The following is a 16,249-nucleotide window of genomic DNA, read 5'->3' on the forward strand; positions in this document are numbered from 1 at the left end:
GCGTTTTACTTAGCCCCATTAGCCGCTTTTTTTACGATTTTAGTACCGGATGCCCACTTAAAGTGAGCTGAGTGCTGTTTTTATCGTTTTTCAGCACCGCTCTGGCTCCCAGCGGCAGGGTGACGGTGCGTTGTTCATGGCCAAAATCGAGGCCGCCGATCAACGGAACGGACAGCCTGGTGCGCAGAAAATCACAAACTGAATCAAGATTGTAACCCGCGTCGTAATCATTCGGCGCGCTGCCGCTAAAACTGCCGAGGATAATGGCGTTTTGCTGGGCCAGTATTCCCGCGTGGTACAGTTGCAGCAGCATGCGCTCGACACGGAATGGATGCTCGTTAATGTCTTCCAGCACCAAAATGCCGTTTTTGATGGCCGGCATCCACGGTGTACCCATCAGCGAAATGATCATCGCCAGATTTCCGCCCCACAGTGTACCTTCAGTCGCGCACTGCGGACCGTCACCCTGCCATTCGAGGGTAAATTGGGCATTACGCAATGCTTGCCAGAAATGGTGCTCGGTGAATGTGTTCATCTCCTCGGCACCGAAGTTGGCCGCCAGCATCGGGCCGCTGAAGCTAATCACATTCCCTTGAGCCAGTAGACCACACTGGATCGCCGTAAAATCGCTGTGCCCACACAGCAGCAGCGGATCTTGTTGCTGGCGGGCTGCCAGCCCTTGCCAGTCAATATCTTCCAGTAAACGGCTCGCGCCATAGCCGCCACGTACCGCCATCACAATGGTATCGGGGGTTTTCAGATTAACGAGCGAGTTCACATCAGCAAGCCTTTCTGCTTCTGTACCCGCAAAACGCTGGCAGCGGCGCGCAATGACCGCTGAATTATCGACCTGATGACCGGCCTCAGTAAGACGTGCAAGCCCACGTAACGCAGCCTGCTGATTGATACAGTAGCCCGACGGGGCAATTAAGTGAAACCGGGACATGGCATTTCCTTGCTACAACTAAAACCAAATGTATATCATGCCGCGTAGGTATGTCGTTGTCACCTCAGCGACAGGTTCCGGCTATAAGGATAGATGACGTGAAATTGAGATGGTTTGCTTTTTTGGTTGTATTACTTGCGGGCTGTAGTTCAAAACATGATTACAAAAACCCGCCGTGGAATGCTGAAGTTCCGGTTAAACGCGCAATGCAATGGATGCCGATCAGTGAAAAAGCCGGTGCGGCCTGGGGTGTCAGTCCACAATTGATTACCGCTATTATTGCCATTGAATCAGGCGGTAATCCGAATGCGGTCAGTAAGTCTAATGCGATTGGTCTGATGCAGTTAAAAGCCTCGACTTCAGGCCGCGATGTTTATCGTCGCATGGGATGGAGCGGAGAGCCGTCGACCAGCGAGTTGAAAAACCCCGAACGCAATATATCCATGGGGGCCGCATACCTGAGCATTCTGGAGACCGGGCCGCTGGCAGGGATTGAGGATCCGCAGGTGATGCAGTATGCGCTGGTAGTATCGTACGCTAACGGAGCGGGAGCATTGCTGCGAACGTTCTCTTCCGACAGGAAGAAAGCCATCAATAAGATCAACGATCTCAGCCCGGATGAATTTATTGAACATGTTGCGGACAATCATCCGGCGCCGCAAGCTCCGCGCTATATCTGGAAGCTTCAGCAAGCGCTGGATGTAATGTAATTCAGGTGATGTTAATCGCGCACTTTGTTCGACTTTTCCCGGGCCTCGCGCTCAAGGGAAAAAATAATCCGCTGTAAGTTCCGCTCCACCGCCGGGCCGACGTTGAGAAAACGAAAGCTCAGGCGGGGAGTGGTAATGGTTTCGTTTTTACTGTCGATAACTTTGCGTTCGCTAATGGAAATAAGCTGGGCGTCAACGTGATACACTCCCCATTGTTCCATGTTCAGTTCAACCTGCGCGAAGCGTATACCTTCTACCAGTCCTTCTGGTTTTGCCGTTTCTAACAGCCCGCCCATACCGCCAAGCGACAAATCGAATAAGCGAAAGCACAGCGTGCTGTTGTCCGGCATTTTTGCCGTGCAGCGATAGGGAGGATGCAGCGGAGCGCCGATGCGGAAATATTCCCGACGCTGAACAAACCACAGGGAAGGCGGCAAGGATGAAATAAACGCTGGCAGTTGCTGATACTCACCTTTTTTTAACTGTGGCAGGGTGAATTCTACTTTGGCTCCCTGCGTTTCGGCGATAATCGAGATCTGACTGGCCCGCTGTACGGCCTGGTTTTCATATTCCTGGCTACCAAAATCCATGACCAGCTCGTCCGGGCTGACGGCCAGAACTTTGCTGATGAACTGGCCGCCCGACCAGGAGATACGCAGTGGAACCTGCTGCGATTTTAAGTCCCGAAGTACACCTAACACCGCTAACGGATTTTGCTTCAGGAACTGCTCATTGTAGTTACTCACACCTAATGACTCCCGGATGCCTGGTTTGTCGTTGGATTATCGGCATCAATCAACGGAACTTAATACAAATGGATGAAATTTTTTACCAACGCCAATGAATTAAGTCTGCGTGAAAACAGCATATAGCGATGGTTTGCCTATACTTTAAAGGCTGGCGCAAGAATGTCTTGCGCGTGCGTTCACTGGAAAGAGGGCCTGAAAATGGGAATTATTGCCTGGATTATTTTTGGTCTGATTGCGGGGGTTATCGCCAAACTGATTATGCCGGGGCGCGATGGCGGTGGATTTATCCTGACCTGTATTCTCGGTGTTGTCGGTGCTGTGGTCGGTGGATGGCTGGCAACGATGTTTGGTATCGGCGGCGATGTCAGCGGGTTTAATCTCCACAGCTTCCTGGTGGCCGTGGTCGGCGCGATTGTTGTGCTGGGTGTCTTCCGACTGGTGCGGCGAGATTAATCGAACGGCCCCCGCGGGGGCCGTTTCTCTGTATTGCTAAGTCAGAACTGATACTCAATCCCCGCCCAGTAATTACGGCCTTCTTCAATAAATCCTTCACTATAAACGTACTGCGTATCGAACAGGTTATTGACCGACGCGTTAACGCTGAATCCGTGACCGATGGCGTAGTCAGCGCGTAAATGGGTAATGGCGAAACCAGCGGCTTTCTGTGAGCCGTCGCTATTGCTATAGCTCGACGAACGGGCCTCTTCTGACAGCGTAATACTGAGCGGATCCCATGGCTTCAGCGTCATCCAGGCAGTCAGGGTTTGCGTTGGCAGGTCGGTAATCTTGCCGATGTCGCTGCGTTTGACGTCTGCATGAATAAGGCCGTAGCTCAGACCGACATCCAGCATATCAAAGACTTTACCTTTAACGCCTGCATCCAGACCGGTGTAATCCACCCGGCCACTGTTCTGATTCTGGATGGTGTCGGCATCAATATTGTGTGAAAGGATGGCGTCGCTGATGCGGTTGTAATACACGCTGGCTTCGAATCCCCAGTTCTGACTAAGTGACCCATTCCAGGTCAGATCCACGCTGCGGGCGCGTTCAGGTTTAAGCTGCGGATTGACCAGCGCCACCTGGTTATAGGCCGGTTTTGAGGTCGTGTAGCGTTCTTTCAACGTAGGGAAACGCGTTCTGTCAGAATAGGACAGCGCTAATGTGTCTGCATTTTCGAAGTGATATTTGGTCATCATCTGCCAGTTGAAGGCCGACTGATTGTTGTCATCATAGTGGGTGACGCTACCATTTTTTTCGTGCTTCATGCCTTCCAGACTGTCACGCCAGTCATAGCTTATTCCCGCCACTACATCGACATTATCCGCCGCCGCCCACTGATATTCACTGGCAACAGACCAGGTACGGTCTTCGTAACGGTCGTAAGCCGCATTCGGTGCGCCTTTCTCGCGGTGAACATCATCCTTCCAGTTTACGGCGAAAGAGAGCAGGTCGTTTTCACGCATATCCGCAGCGAGCTGCAGGCCAGCTCCATCGCTATAGTCTGAATAATGACTGTAGTTGCCTTTTTTGTTTTTCAGATCGGCAACTGAGTTGTACATCATCAACGTATTTTCAAAGGTATCGCGATACAGACGGCTTTTCAGAGTGAAACGATCGCCCAGATGGGTGGTGCCCTGATAGTAATAGCTCTCTTTATCGTACTGTGGCCATTGCCAGTAGCGTGATTTCTGACTGCTGGTTCCGGCATATGGTGGGTTATCTTTTTCACCGTCCTGATTTATATAGGTCAGGACATATTCATCATCGCCGCGAGGGGTAAAGCCCAGCTTCACGATGCCGCGTTTATCATCGGCGGACGAGTTGGCAATCTTGCCGTGACTACCCGCAACCGGATTGTCCACGCCTTGCGGTAAGCCAAGGAAATCCTGCTTCAACTGGCTGCCGCTGAGCTGGATGTAACCCAGATCGTTACTGGCGCCAAATGAAGCGTGCATATCGTGAGCGTTGTCTTTGCTACGACTCCAGCCCTGGCGATAACCGATGCTGCCTTCAATTGGTTTGGTGGGCTTTTTGGTGGTGATATTAATGGCACCGCCCATCTGGTTAGGCCCTTGTAGCAGAGATGAGTAGCCTTTGGATACTTCAACTGAAGCGATATCGGATGTCAGAAAACGGCCTAAATCGAGGTTGCCGTCATAGGGGATGTACACCGGCACACCGTCAAAAAAGACGGGAACCTGACGGCTGTCAAAACCGCGTACTTTCACCTGCTGCTCATTGCGGTTGCCCGACTTTTGCAGCACCACGCCGGGGACGACGCTTAGCGCCTGCGCCACGTTTTGTTTATCCAACTGTTGGATCGTTTCCTGGCCGAGAACCGTAGTGGTTGCCGCAGAGGCCGGGCTTGACCAGACGGTCATGGTTTCGCTTTCTTGCCCAGCAAAAGCACTGTGCGCGAAAGCAAACGACAGGGCTGTGTAAAGACAACTTTTGTTGAAATTCATTATTGTTAGTCCATTTTTTAATGTTATATGCCACGTGCGTCCGGGCTCAGGTTAACTTTGATATCCGCAGGTGGAGCGTAATAAGGTGCGGAAGTGATAAAGAGCCTGATGCCACAGTCGAGATAACCCGCCAGCGAGGCGAGGGTAATGCCGCCAGTCAGCGCCAGCGTGCAATGGGGGGCCAGTGAAGGTGCCAGGCGGGCAATGTCTGTCGCCTGCTCAGGGGTGAATTTGTCGAGTTGCAGAATATCGGGCGCGGCGCGTAGCGCGGCTAATGCTTCATCTGGCGTATCCGCCTCGACGACGATCTTTTTTTCTGGCGCATGGCTGCGTAAGCGCGCAACCGCGTTTGTCCAGTCGTTTGGGTTGGTAAGAAAACGGCGGTGATTAGCGAACAGCAGCACCGTTTCGGCGCATCCTCCGCGATGAATAATGCCCCCGGCGGCGAGTATTGCCTGAGTCGCCAACGAACGCGTGCCGGGAATGGCTTTGCGGGTGCAGGCAATCTGCCCATCAGGATAGCGTTGGCGCAGTTGGCTCAACATGCTCTCAAGATAGCCCGAAACTCCGCAGCTCCACTCCAGGACATTTTGTACCGCTTTCCAGCCCTGGTGCAGCGCCGCCGCATTCCCATGCGCACAAATCAATCGCTGTCCTGCACTTACCTGTTCACCATCGGCCACCATGTCGCTGACTGTCAGCCCTAATGACGTCAGCATTTGTCTGGCAACGGCGGTGCCGCTAACACACCCGCCCTGGCGATGGTAAAACGCCATAACGCCCGGCTGTGCGCCAATTCCCAACGCGCGGGTAGTCAGATCGCCGCCCTGAATATCTTCCAGCAGCAGCGCGTCGGTTTGCGCCTGCGAAAAGTAGATCATCGCAGTGCCTCCCGCGGCACACTGTCCCACCAGATAAGCGCCCAGTCACGGCTGGCGGGGGCAATCGCGCGTGGATCCTGCTGCTGATACCAGGTTTCCAGACGTTCGACCTCGTCGGCGCTTAGTTCGCCCATACTCCAGCGCACGTTTTCCAGAAAGCGCGTCCAGGTACTGTTGTCCTGCTGACAGTTGGGGCCGCGGATAAAATCAACGTGCGCGTGGATCCCCATCTGATACAGGACATTAAGCGCATAGATATAGTTGGGAAGTTCAATCACCTCGCGGCCCAGCGCACGTTGAATGGTGGGGGAAACGAAAGATGAACTGACGAGATGGGTGGTGTAAACCCGCAGCCGGGCCTGATTATTCAGTTTGGTCATCGCCTGGCGCATATCGGCAACCAGCGTAGAGCGCGAGGCGACGGCGATATCGCACTGGGGTAAATCATCCCAGTGTTCTTCCCAGGCCCGCTGCACCCACTGTACGTGACGGGCGTTCATTTGCACAGCGCGGCGGGCAGCAACGCCAAGCATTCCCTGGCTGTAATCTACGCCGTAAATTATTGGTATCTTTTTAGCCAGCGCCAGCGAGACCGTACCGGGACCGCAGCCCATATCAAATAGCGACTCCGCTCCTTGCAGGTCGATTTTCCCCAACAGCTGTAGCAAATAGCTGTCGGTTAATGAGGCGCAATTCTCCGCCATTTTTTCCGCACGTTTATCCCAGTGCTCCGGCTTTTTCTCGGTTCTGTTCGCCAGTTGTAACTGTTTACGGTAAAGATCGGCAAAATCAATGTCGTCAATGAGCATTCTTATTCCTTAATTGTGAGAGCCAAAGAGGTGGTGGGCAATTTGTGACGGTGTAACGTGATACAGCGCAGCCAGGCGATCGGTGGCGAGCTGGTGTTCAGGAAGCCCCTGCGAAACCTCACCGTTCGGTTCAACGCGTACCACGCTGTCGGCGATTGCCCGGGCGTGCAACGGATGATGCGTAGACATCAGCAGGGCCATACCCGAATTTTTCAGCGTCACCAGCGTGTCGAGCAGACGGATCTGATGCCCAAAATCCAGGCTGGAAGCGGGTTCATCCAGCAACAAAAGGCGCGGACGTTGCGCCAGCGCGCGGGCAATCAATACCAGTTGGCGCTCTCCGCCGCTCAGAGTGTTCCAGCGCCGGGGCGCCAGGTGAGAGATCCCCAGCATCGCCAGTTGTTGATGAGCAATTTCGTGTTCTTTAGCCCCGGGAACCGCAAATGCCGCCAGTTGCGGGGCCAATCCCATCATCACCATGTCCAGTGCGCTAAAGGCAAATGCGCCGTCATGCGCCTGAGGGACCCAGGCAATAGTGGCGGCGCGTTGCCGATCGTTGAGATGATTTATGGCGATGCCATCAAGCAAAATGTCACCGTGAAGCGGCGAAAGAACGCCGAGAATGGTGCGCATCAGGGTGGTTTTTCCGCTACCGTTGGCACCAAGCAGACAACAAACGGAGCCGGGCGAAACCTGAAATGAGACATCGCGTAGCACGGGCTGGTTACTGTGGTATCCCAACGACGCATGGCGGACGGTCAGTAGCGTCATGGGCGATTTCCCCGTAGCAAAAGCAGCAAAAAGAACGGTGCGCCAATAAATGCAGTCAAGATCCCCAGAGGAATTTCCGTGCTGCTAAGCGTACGGGCGAGGGTATCGGTGAGCAGCAGCAAAATGGCGCCGACTCCCATGGAAACCGGCAGCAACTGCTGGTGGTTATTGCCACTGAGGAGTCGGCCGATATGCGGCACAACCAGCCCAATCCAGCCGATGATGCCCGCGATGGCGACGGTACAGGCGGTGATTAACGTTGCGCAGACGATCAGTCCCAGACGCAGTCGGGCGACGTTGATGCCAAGCGATCGTGCTTCATCATCCGACAGGGTGAGCAGGTTCATGCGCCAGCGCAGCAGCAATAGCGGGACCAGTCCAGTGAAGATCAGCGGTGCTGAGAACCACAGATCGTGCAGCGTAATCGTTGATAAACCGCCCAGCAGCCAGAAGGTGATAGACGGGAGTTGGGTATACGGGTCGGCCAGCGTTTTGATGAGTGAAATTCCCGCGCCGCATACCGTGCCCAGCGCAATTCCGACCAGCACCAGCGTTAACACCGGGTCGTGACGCTTGACTCGCCGGGTAATCAACCAGACACCGGCGACCACGAATAAACCGCCGGTGAACGCATACAGCTGAATGAACAGGATCGGTAATCCGAACAGTATTGCCGTACAGGCACCTAAACCGGCACCCGCCGCCACGCCGAGGATATCCGGCGAGACTAGTGGGTTGCGGAACATGCCCTGATAGGTGGTTCCTGCGCTTGCCAGCGCCGCGCCAAGCAGCAATGCGGCCAGAATGCGCGGCAGGCGGATTTGCCAGAAGACGATTTTGTCCTGCATCGGGACGTCATCAGTACCTGTAATAAGATTCACAACCTGTTGTGCATCCAGGCGGTATGCGCCCGATACCGCGGCGACGCTCGCGCAAAGCACCACCGCAGCAATCATCAGAAAACCGAGGGTAGATGTTTTCATCAGACTGCCACCAGACGTTGATACTGTGCATCGCTTAGCGTGGTATGCCAGAACAGTTCGCTGTAGCGCTGCATATCGGCTTTAAAGCTCTTGTTAACCTGCGGTTCAAGCCAGGCGTGCAGGCGGCGTAACCCCAGTAAACGGTTGATGCCAGGAGGTGCATCCAACCAGCCAAACGGCAGACCGCTGAGAAACAGAATGCGCCGGTCAGCAACCGCTTTGACTCCTTGCCAGATCGGATCTTCTCGTAGGTGCTGCGCTGTCATCGCATCCTGCACCAAAATAATATCGGGCTGCCAACTGAGCAGATTTTCCATTGAAACCTGTGTGAGCCCCTGTCTTCCGGGGATGTGCGCCACATTCTGTAGCCCCAGCAGTTCTGCCGCTTCGGTATGCAAAGAACCTTGTAAACCTGTCTCCAGCCCTCTGGCACCGCGCGCGGCATAAAAACGCAGATTCGCTGCAGCTGTATGCGAGAAAGCTATTGCATTATCGATAAATCGACGGGCCAGCGCGGCCTGCATTGCGGTACGCGAGACGACGCCCAATGCTTCACCGGCTGCGTGCAACTGTTCTGGGGTATGGCGCAGTTCGCCGTTAATCAGCAGCCAGGGAATGTGAGTTTGTGCGCTCACTTGTCTGGCCTGAGAAAGCCAGGTTTCATCGGCATTGCCGCAGTCAACAACCAGGTCGGGTTTAAGCGCCAGTAACGCTTCAAGTGATAGGGTACTGGCGCGTCCTGCCAGCCTGCCCAGTTTCGGCAATGCCCGAATATCATCGTGGAACGGGATGGCGGTCTGGCGAGATAAATCAAAGGAGGAAAGCCCTACCAGTTTTTCCGGCGCGACGGCCAGCAGCAGCATGTCAGCGGGCGCCCCCGCGCTGACCACGCGTTGGGTTATATTCGGCCCTGGCGAGCCTCCAACGGCAACGGTTAGCGGCGTTTGCGCCAATGCGGGAAGATGGCGTAGCAGCAGTGCAGATGCCACGAGTTGGGCAAACATCCGTCTTGTCAGTGCCATTATCAGTATCCTGAAGGTTACAAATTCGCTATATATTTACATATACAGCGAATAAAAACATGTTCAGAATCAAATTCTCACGGATGAAAACACCGGATACCCCATAAGGGCTAGAGGGGATAGAGGCAGCTTAAATAGAGAAAAATCCGCGACGAAGCGCGGATTCGGGGGAGTAAAACGGCTCAGGTAATGACGTTATGGCGTCGGTTGAGTCTGTTTTTTAGGCTCGGCTGGTGGTGTACTTGTCGGTGTTGGCCGCGATGCGGGTACGCTGTCACAGGGCTTCTCTTTGGCGCAGATCAGGTCAAGCATTTTTAGCGTGACGCCGTTGGTCCAGCCAAAACCATCCTGCAATGGATATTCCCCGCCACCACCGCCGGTGCCGGTGGTGCTCACGTCATATTTTTCAACCAGCTTTTTCTCTCGATCGTAGGTGTGCTGCACATTGGTAAGGAATCGCCAGGTCACATCCATCGCAACGTTATCCTGACCGTAATTCTGTAACCCGGATGCTGCGACCCACTGGAGCGGGGCCCAGCCGTTGGGGGCATCCCACTGCTGGCCGCTTTTCACCGACGTGGTAGCAAGGCCGCCCGGTTGCAGCAGATGTGCCTGGGTGGCTGTGGCGACTTTACTGGCGCGATCTTTTGCCGCCGCATTGACATACAGCGGGAACAGGGCGGCGGCCGTGAGCTGATTGCGTACTTTATGGCTTTTCAGATCGTAGTCGGCATACCAGCCTTCTTTGTCGTTCCACAGGTACTTTTCGATCCCTTTTTGTCGGGCATTAGCGAAGCCATCGTACTGCGCCGCTTTGGCATCATCACCGGCAGCCTTGCTGGCGAGGGCGATCATTTTTTCCATTTTGTACATCAACGCATTGAGATCGACCGGAACGATGCTGGTGGTGCGCAGAGTGCCCAGCTGATTAGGATTGTCCATCCAGCGGGAGCTAAAATCCCAGCCGGACGCAGCCGCTGAACGCAGGTCGCGGTAGATTTCTGTGGAAGGGCGATTGGGGTTGCTTTTAGCGGTGGCGATATCCTCGACCCAGGACTCTGGCCTCGGCGTATCGCGGTCATCCCAGTAGCGGTTCAAAATGGTACCGTCATCCAGTTTAACCACGCGCTTATTTTGCTGACCGGGCTGGAGTGTTTCGACGCCTTCCATCCAGTAACTGTACTCTTTGAGCATCTGCGGGAGGTATTTTTTCAGCGCGTCATTCCCGTCGTGCTGCGCCAGCAGTTCAACCATAAAGGCAAAGAACGGCGGTTGCGAACGGCTCAGGTAGTAGGTGCGGTTGCCGTTAGGAATGTGTCCCCAGGAATCAATCTCATAAGCGAAGTTTGCCACCATGTCCGAGACCTTATCCCAGTGATTGCTTTCGGCAAGCCCCAGCATGGTGAAATAGCTGTCCCAATAATATATTTCGCGAAAACGCCCGCCAGGCACCACATACGGCTCTGGAAGTGGCAGTAGCGAGTCCCATTTTTCAGCGTCAGTTGTCGAGCGGGTGAGGACCGGCCACAGTCCGTCAATATGTTCGCGTAATGATTGCCCGGCCGGGGGAACGTATTTCTCGCCTTCTTTCGGCAAGGTGAAATTCACCTCCACAAAATGGCGTAAGTCGAATCCGGACTGATTTTTCTGCATCCGGTAATCGGCAAGGATCATGAGAGGATCGCTGTTAGGCACCGCGTCAGCAAAGGTTTTCTGGTCTGGAAACAGTTTAGCTGTTTGTACATCGTTAAACAGAGGTCCAAGCAGGATATCTGGCGGCTGCGTTGTAGCGGCTGGCGCGTCTTCTGCATTGACGGCAAAAGAGGAAAGGGCAAAAAAGGTACTGGCGAGAGTCAGTTTTATTGCAACAGAAAGCAGGCCTGGATGGCGAGTTGCAGGCGTTATCATCGGTTAATCTCCTTAGCGGTGTGCCGAAGTAGCGGCATTTACCATGAGAAAACCTTAGTTCAGGATCGACCGTTGCGCGTGATCGACACCCCATTTTGCGAACAAACAGACATTTCCCGACGCGAATAGGGAAGAAGCACACCCTTTGTCGAAAAGGGTGTGCTTCGGTATCAGTTTGCGCGGGTTATCCGCTGTGTGACACAGTCAATGGTCAGAGTATCGCCCATCTTTATGCTATCGAGAGCAGCGCCTTGCTGACACATCCAGCACAGACCCATTTCACGAGCGATAATCGCCGGATGAGAGGCTTCGCTGCCGTCCCGCAGGCAGATACCTTTGATGGTCTTCGGATCGAGTTGCAGTACCGTAGACGGATAAATGACATCAGCGACCAGGATAGTGGGGCGCAAGAACGCGGGAATTTGTGCGCTCTCTCCCGTCAAATGTTGCAGTGAACGAGACAGCAAATCTTCAATATCAATGTATCGCGCCTGCAGATAAGGGTCATCGAGCTGTAAATACTGCTGGCTGAGATCGCTCAGCACCTGATGCCAGGCCCAGGCGGCGCTGCATTGTTTTTCACGCATTACATCGCAGGCCATTTCAAACAGTTCAGGATCGTCCAACAGCGTGTGGTGACCGGAGAAGATGGCGGCGATATCTGCGGAATATCGTTCTTCAGCAAGAGCGGTGAGTTTGCTCAGATCGTTCAGCGTACTTTGGATGGCGGTCTGTAATCGCTGCTGCTCAGCCTGCAGTGATGCGGCGGACTGCGGGTTTACCTTTGGCGAGAACGGCGTGTGACAAAATGCCGTCCCCGTGACTTTTGAGGGAGCCAGAGTTGCCTTGTTATCAGTATGCGCGGGCTCGAGCGATTCACCAAAATTCTCTGCCGCCAACTGTTTAAATGCGGCCAGCGCATCCTCTGCCTGTTCGCCCTTAGCAATCAGGCGTAGCGTGTCATTACAGCGCACCTGCAGCAGGGCTATTTGATTCAGGCTATCAGGGACCACACACTTGCCGTTTTTCTCCAGCCACATGTCGGCGTTAAAACCAGACAACGCAGAAACCAGCCGCGAAGCCGGGCGGACGTGGATGCCGTTAGGGTTTTTCACCACAATGGCAACAGAACGGGCATCAGCGTCGGGAGACAGTTCTGCGGATGCGGGTTTCGCTGCGGATGGCGAAGGTAAACCCAGTTGTTCACATTTGGCGTCGAGGGCGCTCATGGCATCACGGATGACCCGATCGATATCAGCACCCGCTGCGGCGCTAACCGTCGCGGCCAGTGTGCCTTCAACCAGTGGTGCTGCGCATAAACGCACTTTGGCGGCAATGTTAGGGTCGAGCAGTTCCAGCGCGGTTTCCGCACTCAGTAATGCACTACCGATATCCATCATCACCAGCACGTGGTCCGTATCGGCCACAGACTCGATGGCTTCCATCACCTTAATCGGATCGGTGCCAATCGGATTCTCAGGATCGTCAATGCCTGCGGCAATGGCGATTTTGCAACCATCACCCATTAACATCTGCCGGGCCAGCACGCCGACGCCTTCGCCCAGTTGGGCGCTGTGAGAAACAATAACCAGGTTTACCATCGCTTTATCCTTACTCTCTGGACGCCTGAGCCAGCATTTGCATCATAAACATGACCGACGTTGCGCCGGGATCCTGATGCCCAATGCTGCGCTCACCTAGATAGCTGGCGCGGCCTTTGCGAGCCTGCATGGTGATGGTGCTTTGCGCTGCGACTTCCGCTTGTTGGCTTGCCGCTTCCAGTGCCGCCTGGACGCTCAGCTTCTGTTCGCATGACTGGCGTAAAGACTCCACTACCGGCAGCCAGACGTCGCACATGGTTTTATCGCCAGGTTCAGCCTTACCGCGGCTAATCACACCTTCTGCGCCATCACGAATCATTTGATACAGCTCTTCAAGCGTCAGGCTTTGATGAGCCTGAGTCACCTGGGCGGCGCGGATAAAAAACGTGCCAAACAGCGGTCCACTGGCCCCGCCGACGCTTGAGAGCAGCACCATACCGGTGTTTTTCAAAATAAAGCCGATGTCTTTGTCCGCGATGGACGGCAGCTTTTCAACGACTTTGCTGAAACCACGATGCATGTTCAGACCGTGGTCGGCATCGCCGATCTCCCGGTCAAGTCCGGTGAGAAAATCACTTTCAGTGGTGAATATTTCACCGCAGCGATAGAGCCAGTTAACAATCTGTGTTCTGTTGAGGGACATCATGAATCTCCTTATTTACCCCAGTTGAGAGCAGGGGTGTGAACCGGTGCATCCCATAAGTTCAGCGTTTCGTCATCCACCTGTAACAGGGTGATGGAGAAGCCGGTCATATCCAGAGAGGTACAGTAAGAGCCGATCAGGTTGCGCTCAATGACGATGCCTGCATCCTGGCAACGGCTTTCGAGGCGGTTATACACGCCGAAGAGTTCAGACAACGGCGTCGCACCGAGATTATTGACCAGCGCAATAACCCGATCGCCACTTTGTAACGCACGTTTGCTTTCTTTACCTTCATGCCACGCGCCCTGGACGTTGTCCCAGTGGCGGAGCGTACGGCTGTAGTTACCGTTTTCCAGCAGGGTATCGAACATTTCATCAACGGTCTGATCGAGAGAGGTGAAGGTGCGGCGGTCAATGCCCGGTTCCCCGTGGATACCTACGCCAAACTCCATCTCGTTATCCTGTAACGTGAACGACGGTTGTCCGGCTGCCGGAACGGTACAGGCGCCAATGGCTATGCCAATGGAGTGGCCCTGGTTATTCAGCTTACGACCCAGCGCAGCACAGGCTTCCAGCGAGTCACCGCGTTCGGCGGCCGCGCCGACCAGTTTTTCGATCAATACGGTATTAGCCACACCACGGCGTCCGGCGGTATACAAACTGTCTTTCACCGCCACATCGTCATCCACCACCATGGTGGTGACCTTGACGCCGCTTTCGTGCAGCAGCTCGGTAGCGGTTTCGAAATTAAGAATGTCGCCGGTGTAATTTTTGATTATCAGCAGCACGCCTTCCCCGCCATCAATTTGCATGGCGCATTCGAACATTTTATCCGGCGTGGGGGAGGTAAAAATCTCACCCGGGCAGGCGCCGGAGAGCATGCCCTGACCAATGTAGCCGCAATGCATAGGCTCGTGCCCGCTGCCGCCGCCGGAAAGCAGCGCCACTTTGCCCATCACCGGTGCATCTGCGCGGGTGACATACACTGGGTCCTGATGCAGTGCCAGGGAAGGATACGCTTTCGCCAGTCCGGCGAGTTGTTCATTCAGTACGTCTTCAACACGGTTGATCAATTTTTTCATTATTTATGCTCCGCAGACAGTCCTGGATGGCTGCCAAATTTGGGCAGGCATCTGATGTAGGGTATCGGTTTGTACAACGCCACGGCGACCGCTCGCTGCCGATAAGGTAATTTTGCACACGGGTTTGCAAAAGAAAATTGCTGTGAAGAGCGTTTCAATACGAAACATAGCAGCATAATAATGTTCCGTATTGGAACGTCATGGTGCATAAAACAGCGAAAGTGAGAGGTCGGGCGGTATTTGTGCGGAAAGTTTTTGAACGATTTTTTATGGAAAACAAACCACCTGCAGAACAGGTGGTTTGTAGGCATGGTCGATTTCGGCGTTAGCCCGGATAAATTCCGCGATCTTTTCGTGCCAGCAGAATGCGTTCGCAGGCAACGATGTAGGCTGCGGTACGCAGGGAGCAGGATTTCTCAGCTGCTTTTTCCCAAACATGCACCATCGCATCAGTCATGATTTTGTCCATGCGATTGTTGATCTCTTCTTCACTCCAGAAGAAGCTTGCCATATCCTGAACCCATTCGAAGTAGCTGACGGTTACGCCGCCGGCGTTACAGACCACATCAGGCACAACCACGATACCACGGCTTGCCAGCACATCGTCGGCATCCGGATAGGTTGGGCCGTTAGCGCCTTCAAGTACCAGTTTACAGGTCAAGGTTTCCGCACGGTGACGGGTGATCTGACCCTCGAGCGCGGCCGGAATAAGAATATCCATATCCAGGCTCCAGAAGGCCTCGCTGGCGATGGTTTCAGCGCCCGGGAAACCGGCAATCTGTTTGTGCTCTAACTGCCAGGCAGACAACGCGGTCATGTCGATACCTGTGGGGTTAAACAGCGTAGCGGTGTGATCCTGAATCGCGACCACGCGTGCACCAGCTGCCGCGAACAGTCGGGCGGCTTCGCTGCCGACGTTACCAAAACCTTGCACTGCAACGCGAGCACCTTCAACTTCGATGTTGGCACGGCGCGCGACTTCCAGACCGCTGACGAAAACGCCGCGACCGGTGGCTTTATCACGACCTAATGAACCGCCAAGGTGAATAGGTTTACCGGTGACCACGCTGGTCACGGTGGTGCCGTGGTTCATGGAGTAGGTATCCATCATCCAGGCCATGACTTTTCCGTTAGTACCTACATCCGGCGCAGGAATGTCTTTCTGCGGCCCAATGATAATACCGATTTCGCTGGTATAACGACGAGTTAAACGCTCCAGTTCGCCTTCAGACAGCGAGAACGGATCGACGCGCACTCCACCTTTGGCACCGCCGTACGGCAGGTTCAACGCTGCGCATTTGATGGTCATCCAAGCGGACAGGGCCATCACTTCATTAAGATCAACATCAGGATGATAACGCACACCGCCTTTGCCCGGCCCGCGGGAGAGGTTATGCTGCACGCGATACCCTTCAAAATGACGGATAGTGCCGTCATCCATCTGCACCGGGATATCGACAATCAGCGCGCGTTTTGGGTGGCGCAGGGTATCCACCCAATGGGAAAGTTCGCCCAGGTAAGGGGCCACACGCTCGATTTGTTGCAGGTAGGTATTCCAGGCAGATGTGCTGCTATCTGAAGCGTAAGATAACTTATCCATGATAAACCTTAGTTATAAAAGTAATATGTTCTTAATTTGGCCGTGGTATACAGTGAATCTCACCATATAAACCTAAATT

The 16,249-nt window shown here is 54.2% G+C and carries 15 protein-coding genes; 2 read left to right on the plus strand and 13 right to left on the minus strand.

Annotation, left to right across the window (positions count from 1 at the left end; translation table 11 throughout):
- Window positions 1-31: 31 nt before the first annotated feature.
- Entirely contained in the window at window positions 32-946 is a 915-nt protein-coding gene (gene ldcA / locus OGV85_RS16810; RefSeq protein ID WP_061548569.1) for a muramoyltetrapeptide carboxypeptidase, read from the minus strand.
- 98 nt (window positions 947-1,044) lie between these two features.
- Between ldcA and emtA the strand changes: the two genes are divergently transcribed.
- Window positions 1,045-1,656, plus strand: coding sequence for a membrane-bound lytic murein transglycosylase EmtA (gene emtA, locus OGV85_RS16815; protein WP_003020914.1), 612 nt, complete (start codon window positions 1,045-1,047; stop codon window positions 1,654-1,656).
- 11 nt (window positions 1,657-1,667) lie between these two features.
- On the opposite strand, the gene ycgR is transcribed toward emtA, so the two are convergent.
- A complete protein-coding gene (ycgR, locus tag OGV85_RS16820; protein ID WP_003020911.1) occupies window positions 1,668-2,402 on the minus strand; it encodes a flagellar brake protein YcgR in 735 nt (244 codons plus the stop codon).
- 201 nt (window positions 2,403-2,603) lie between these two features.
- Here ycgR and OGV85_RS16825 point away from each other — a divergent pair, with 201 nt between their 5' ends.
- Complete coding sequence (locus OGV85_RS16825) at window positions 2,604-2,858, plus strand: GlsB/YeaQ/YmgE family stress response membrane protein (RefSeq protein WP_003020908.1); 255 nt, start codon at window positions 2,604-2,606, stop codon at window positions 2,856-2,858.
- 41 nt (window positions 2,859-2,899) lie between these two features.
- On the opposite strand, the gene OGV85_RS16830 is transcribed toward OGV85_RS16825, so the two are convergent.
- The 11 genes from OGV85_RS16830 to OGV85_RS16880 all read right to left on the minus strand — a co-directional run bounded on the left by OGV85_RS16830 (window position 2,900) and on the right by OGV85_RS16880 (window position 16,170).
- Window positions 2,900-4,870, minus strand: coding sequence for a TonB-dependent receptor plug domain-containing protein (locus tag OGV85_RS16830; protein WP_061548568.1), 1,971 nt, complete (start codon window positions 4,868-4,870; stop codon window positions 2,900-2,902).
- Window positions 4,871-4,893: 23 nt separating this feature from the next.
- Window positions 4,894-5,751, minus strand: a complete 858-nt coding sequence (modD, locus tag OGV85_RS16835) for a ModD protein (protein WP_003841555.1) — start codon at window positions 5,749-5,751, stop codon at window positions 4,894-4,896.
- Entirely contained in the window at window positions 5,748-6,560 is an 813-nt protein-coding gene (locus OGV85_RS16840) for a class I SAM-dependent methyltransferase (protein WP_061548567.1), read from the minus strand. The genes modD and OGV85_RS16840 overlap by 4 nt, the downstream gene beginning before the upstream one ends.
- 9 nt (window positions 6,561-6,569) lie before the next feature.
- Window positions 6,570-7,331, minus strand: coding sequence for an ABC transporter ATP-binding protein (locus OGV85_RS16845; RefSeq protein ID WP_060854779.1), 762 nt, complete (start codon window positions 7,329-7,331; stop codon window positions 6,570-6,572).
- Window positions 7,328-8,287, minus strand: a complete 960-nt coding sequence (locus tag OGV85_RS16850; RefSeq protein WP_414452085.1) for a FecCD family ABC transporter permease — start codon at window positions 8,285-8,287, stop codon at window positions 7,328-7,330. The genes OGV85_RS16845 and OGV85_RS16850 overlap by 4 nt, the downstream gene beginning before the upstream one ends.
- Before the next feature lie 26 nt (window positions 8,288-8,313).
- A complete protein-coding gene (locus tag OGV85_RS16855) occupies window positions 8,314-9,336 on the minus strand; it encodes an ABC transporter substrate-binding protein (RefSeq protein WP_061548565.1) in 1,023 nt (340 codons plus the stop codon).
- A gap of 195 nt (window positions 9,337-9,531) precedes the next feature.
- Entirely contained in the window at window positions 9,532-11,244 is a 1,713-nt protein-coding gene (locus tag OGV85_RS16860) for an alpha,alpha-trehalase (protein ID WP_061548564.1), read from the minus strand.
- A 170-nt stretch (window positions 11,245-11,414) separates the two neighbouring features.
- Window positions 11,415-12,845, minus strand: coding sequence for a dihydroxyacetone kinase phosphoryl donor subunit DhaM (gene dhaM, locus OGV85_RS16865; RefSeq protein WP_061548563.1), 1,431 nt, complete (start codon window positions 12,843-12,845; stop codon window positions 11,415-11,417).
- Window positions 12,846-12,855: 10 nt separating this feature from the next.
- Window positions 12,856-13,488 carry a dihydroxyacetone kinase subunit DhaL gene (dhaL, locus tag OGV85_RS16870; protein ID WP_003020881.1) on the minus strand — a complete coding sequence of 211 codons (633 nt, stop codon included), beginning with the start codon at window positions 13,486-13,488 and terminating at the stop codon, window positions 12,856-12,858.
- A gap of 11 nt (window positions 13,489-13,499) precedes the next feature.
- Window positions 13,500-14,570, minus strand: coding sequence for a dihydroxyacetone kinase subunit DhaK (gene dhaK, locus OGV85_RS16875; protein WP_003020880.1), 1,071 nt, complete (start codon window positions 14,568-14,570; stop codon window positions 13,500-13,502).
- Between the two features lie 325 nt (window positions 14,571-14,895).
- Complete coding sequence (locus tag OGV85_RS16880; RefSeq protein ID WP_003020877.1) at window positions 14,896-16,170, minus strand: Glu/Leu/Phe/Val family dehydrogenase; 1,275 nt, start codon at window positions 16,168-16,170, stop codon at window positions 14,896-14,898.
- Window positions 16,171-16,249 lie beyond the last annotated feature (79 nt).

Origin of the sequence: Citrobacter sp. Cf132 (genome assembly GCF_030333885.1) — a bacterium.
Classification (GTDB): Bacteria; Pseudomonadota; Gammaproteobacteria; order Enterobacterales; family Enterobacteriaceae; genus Citrobacter; species Citrobacter freundii.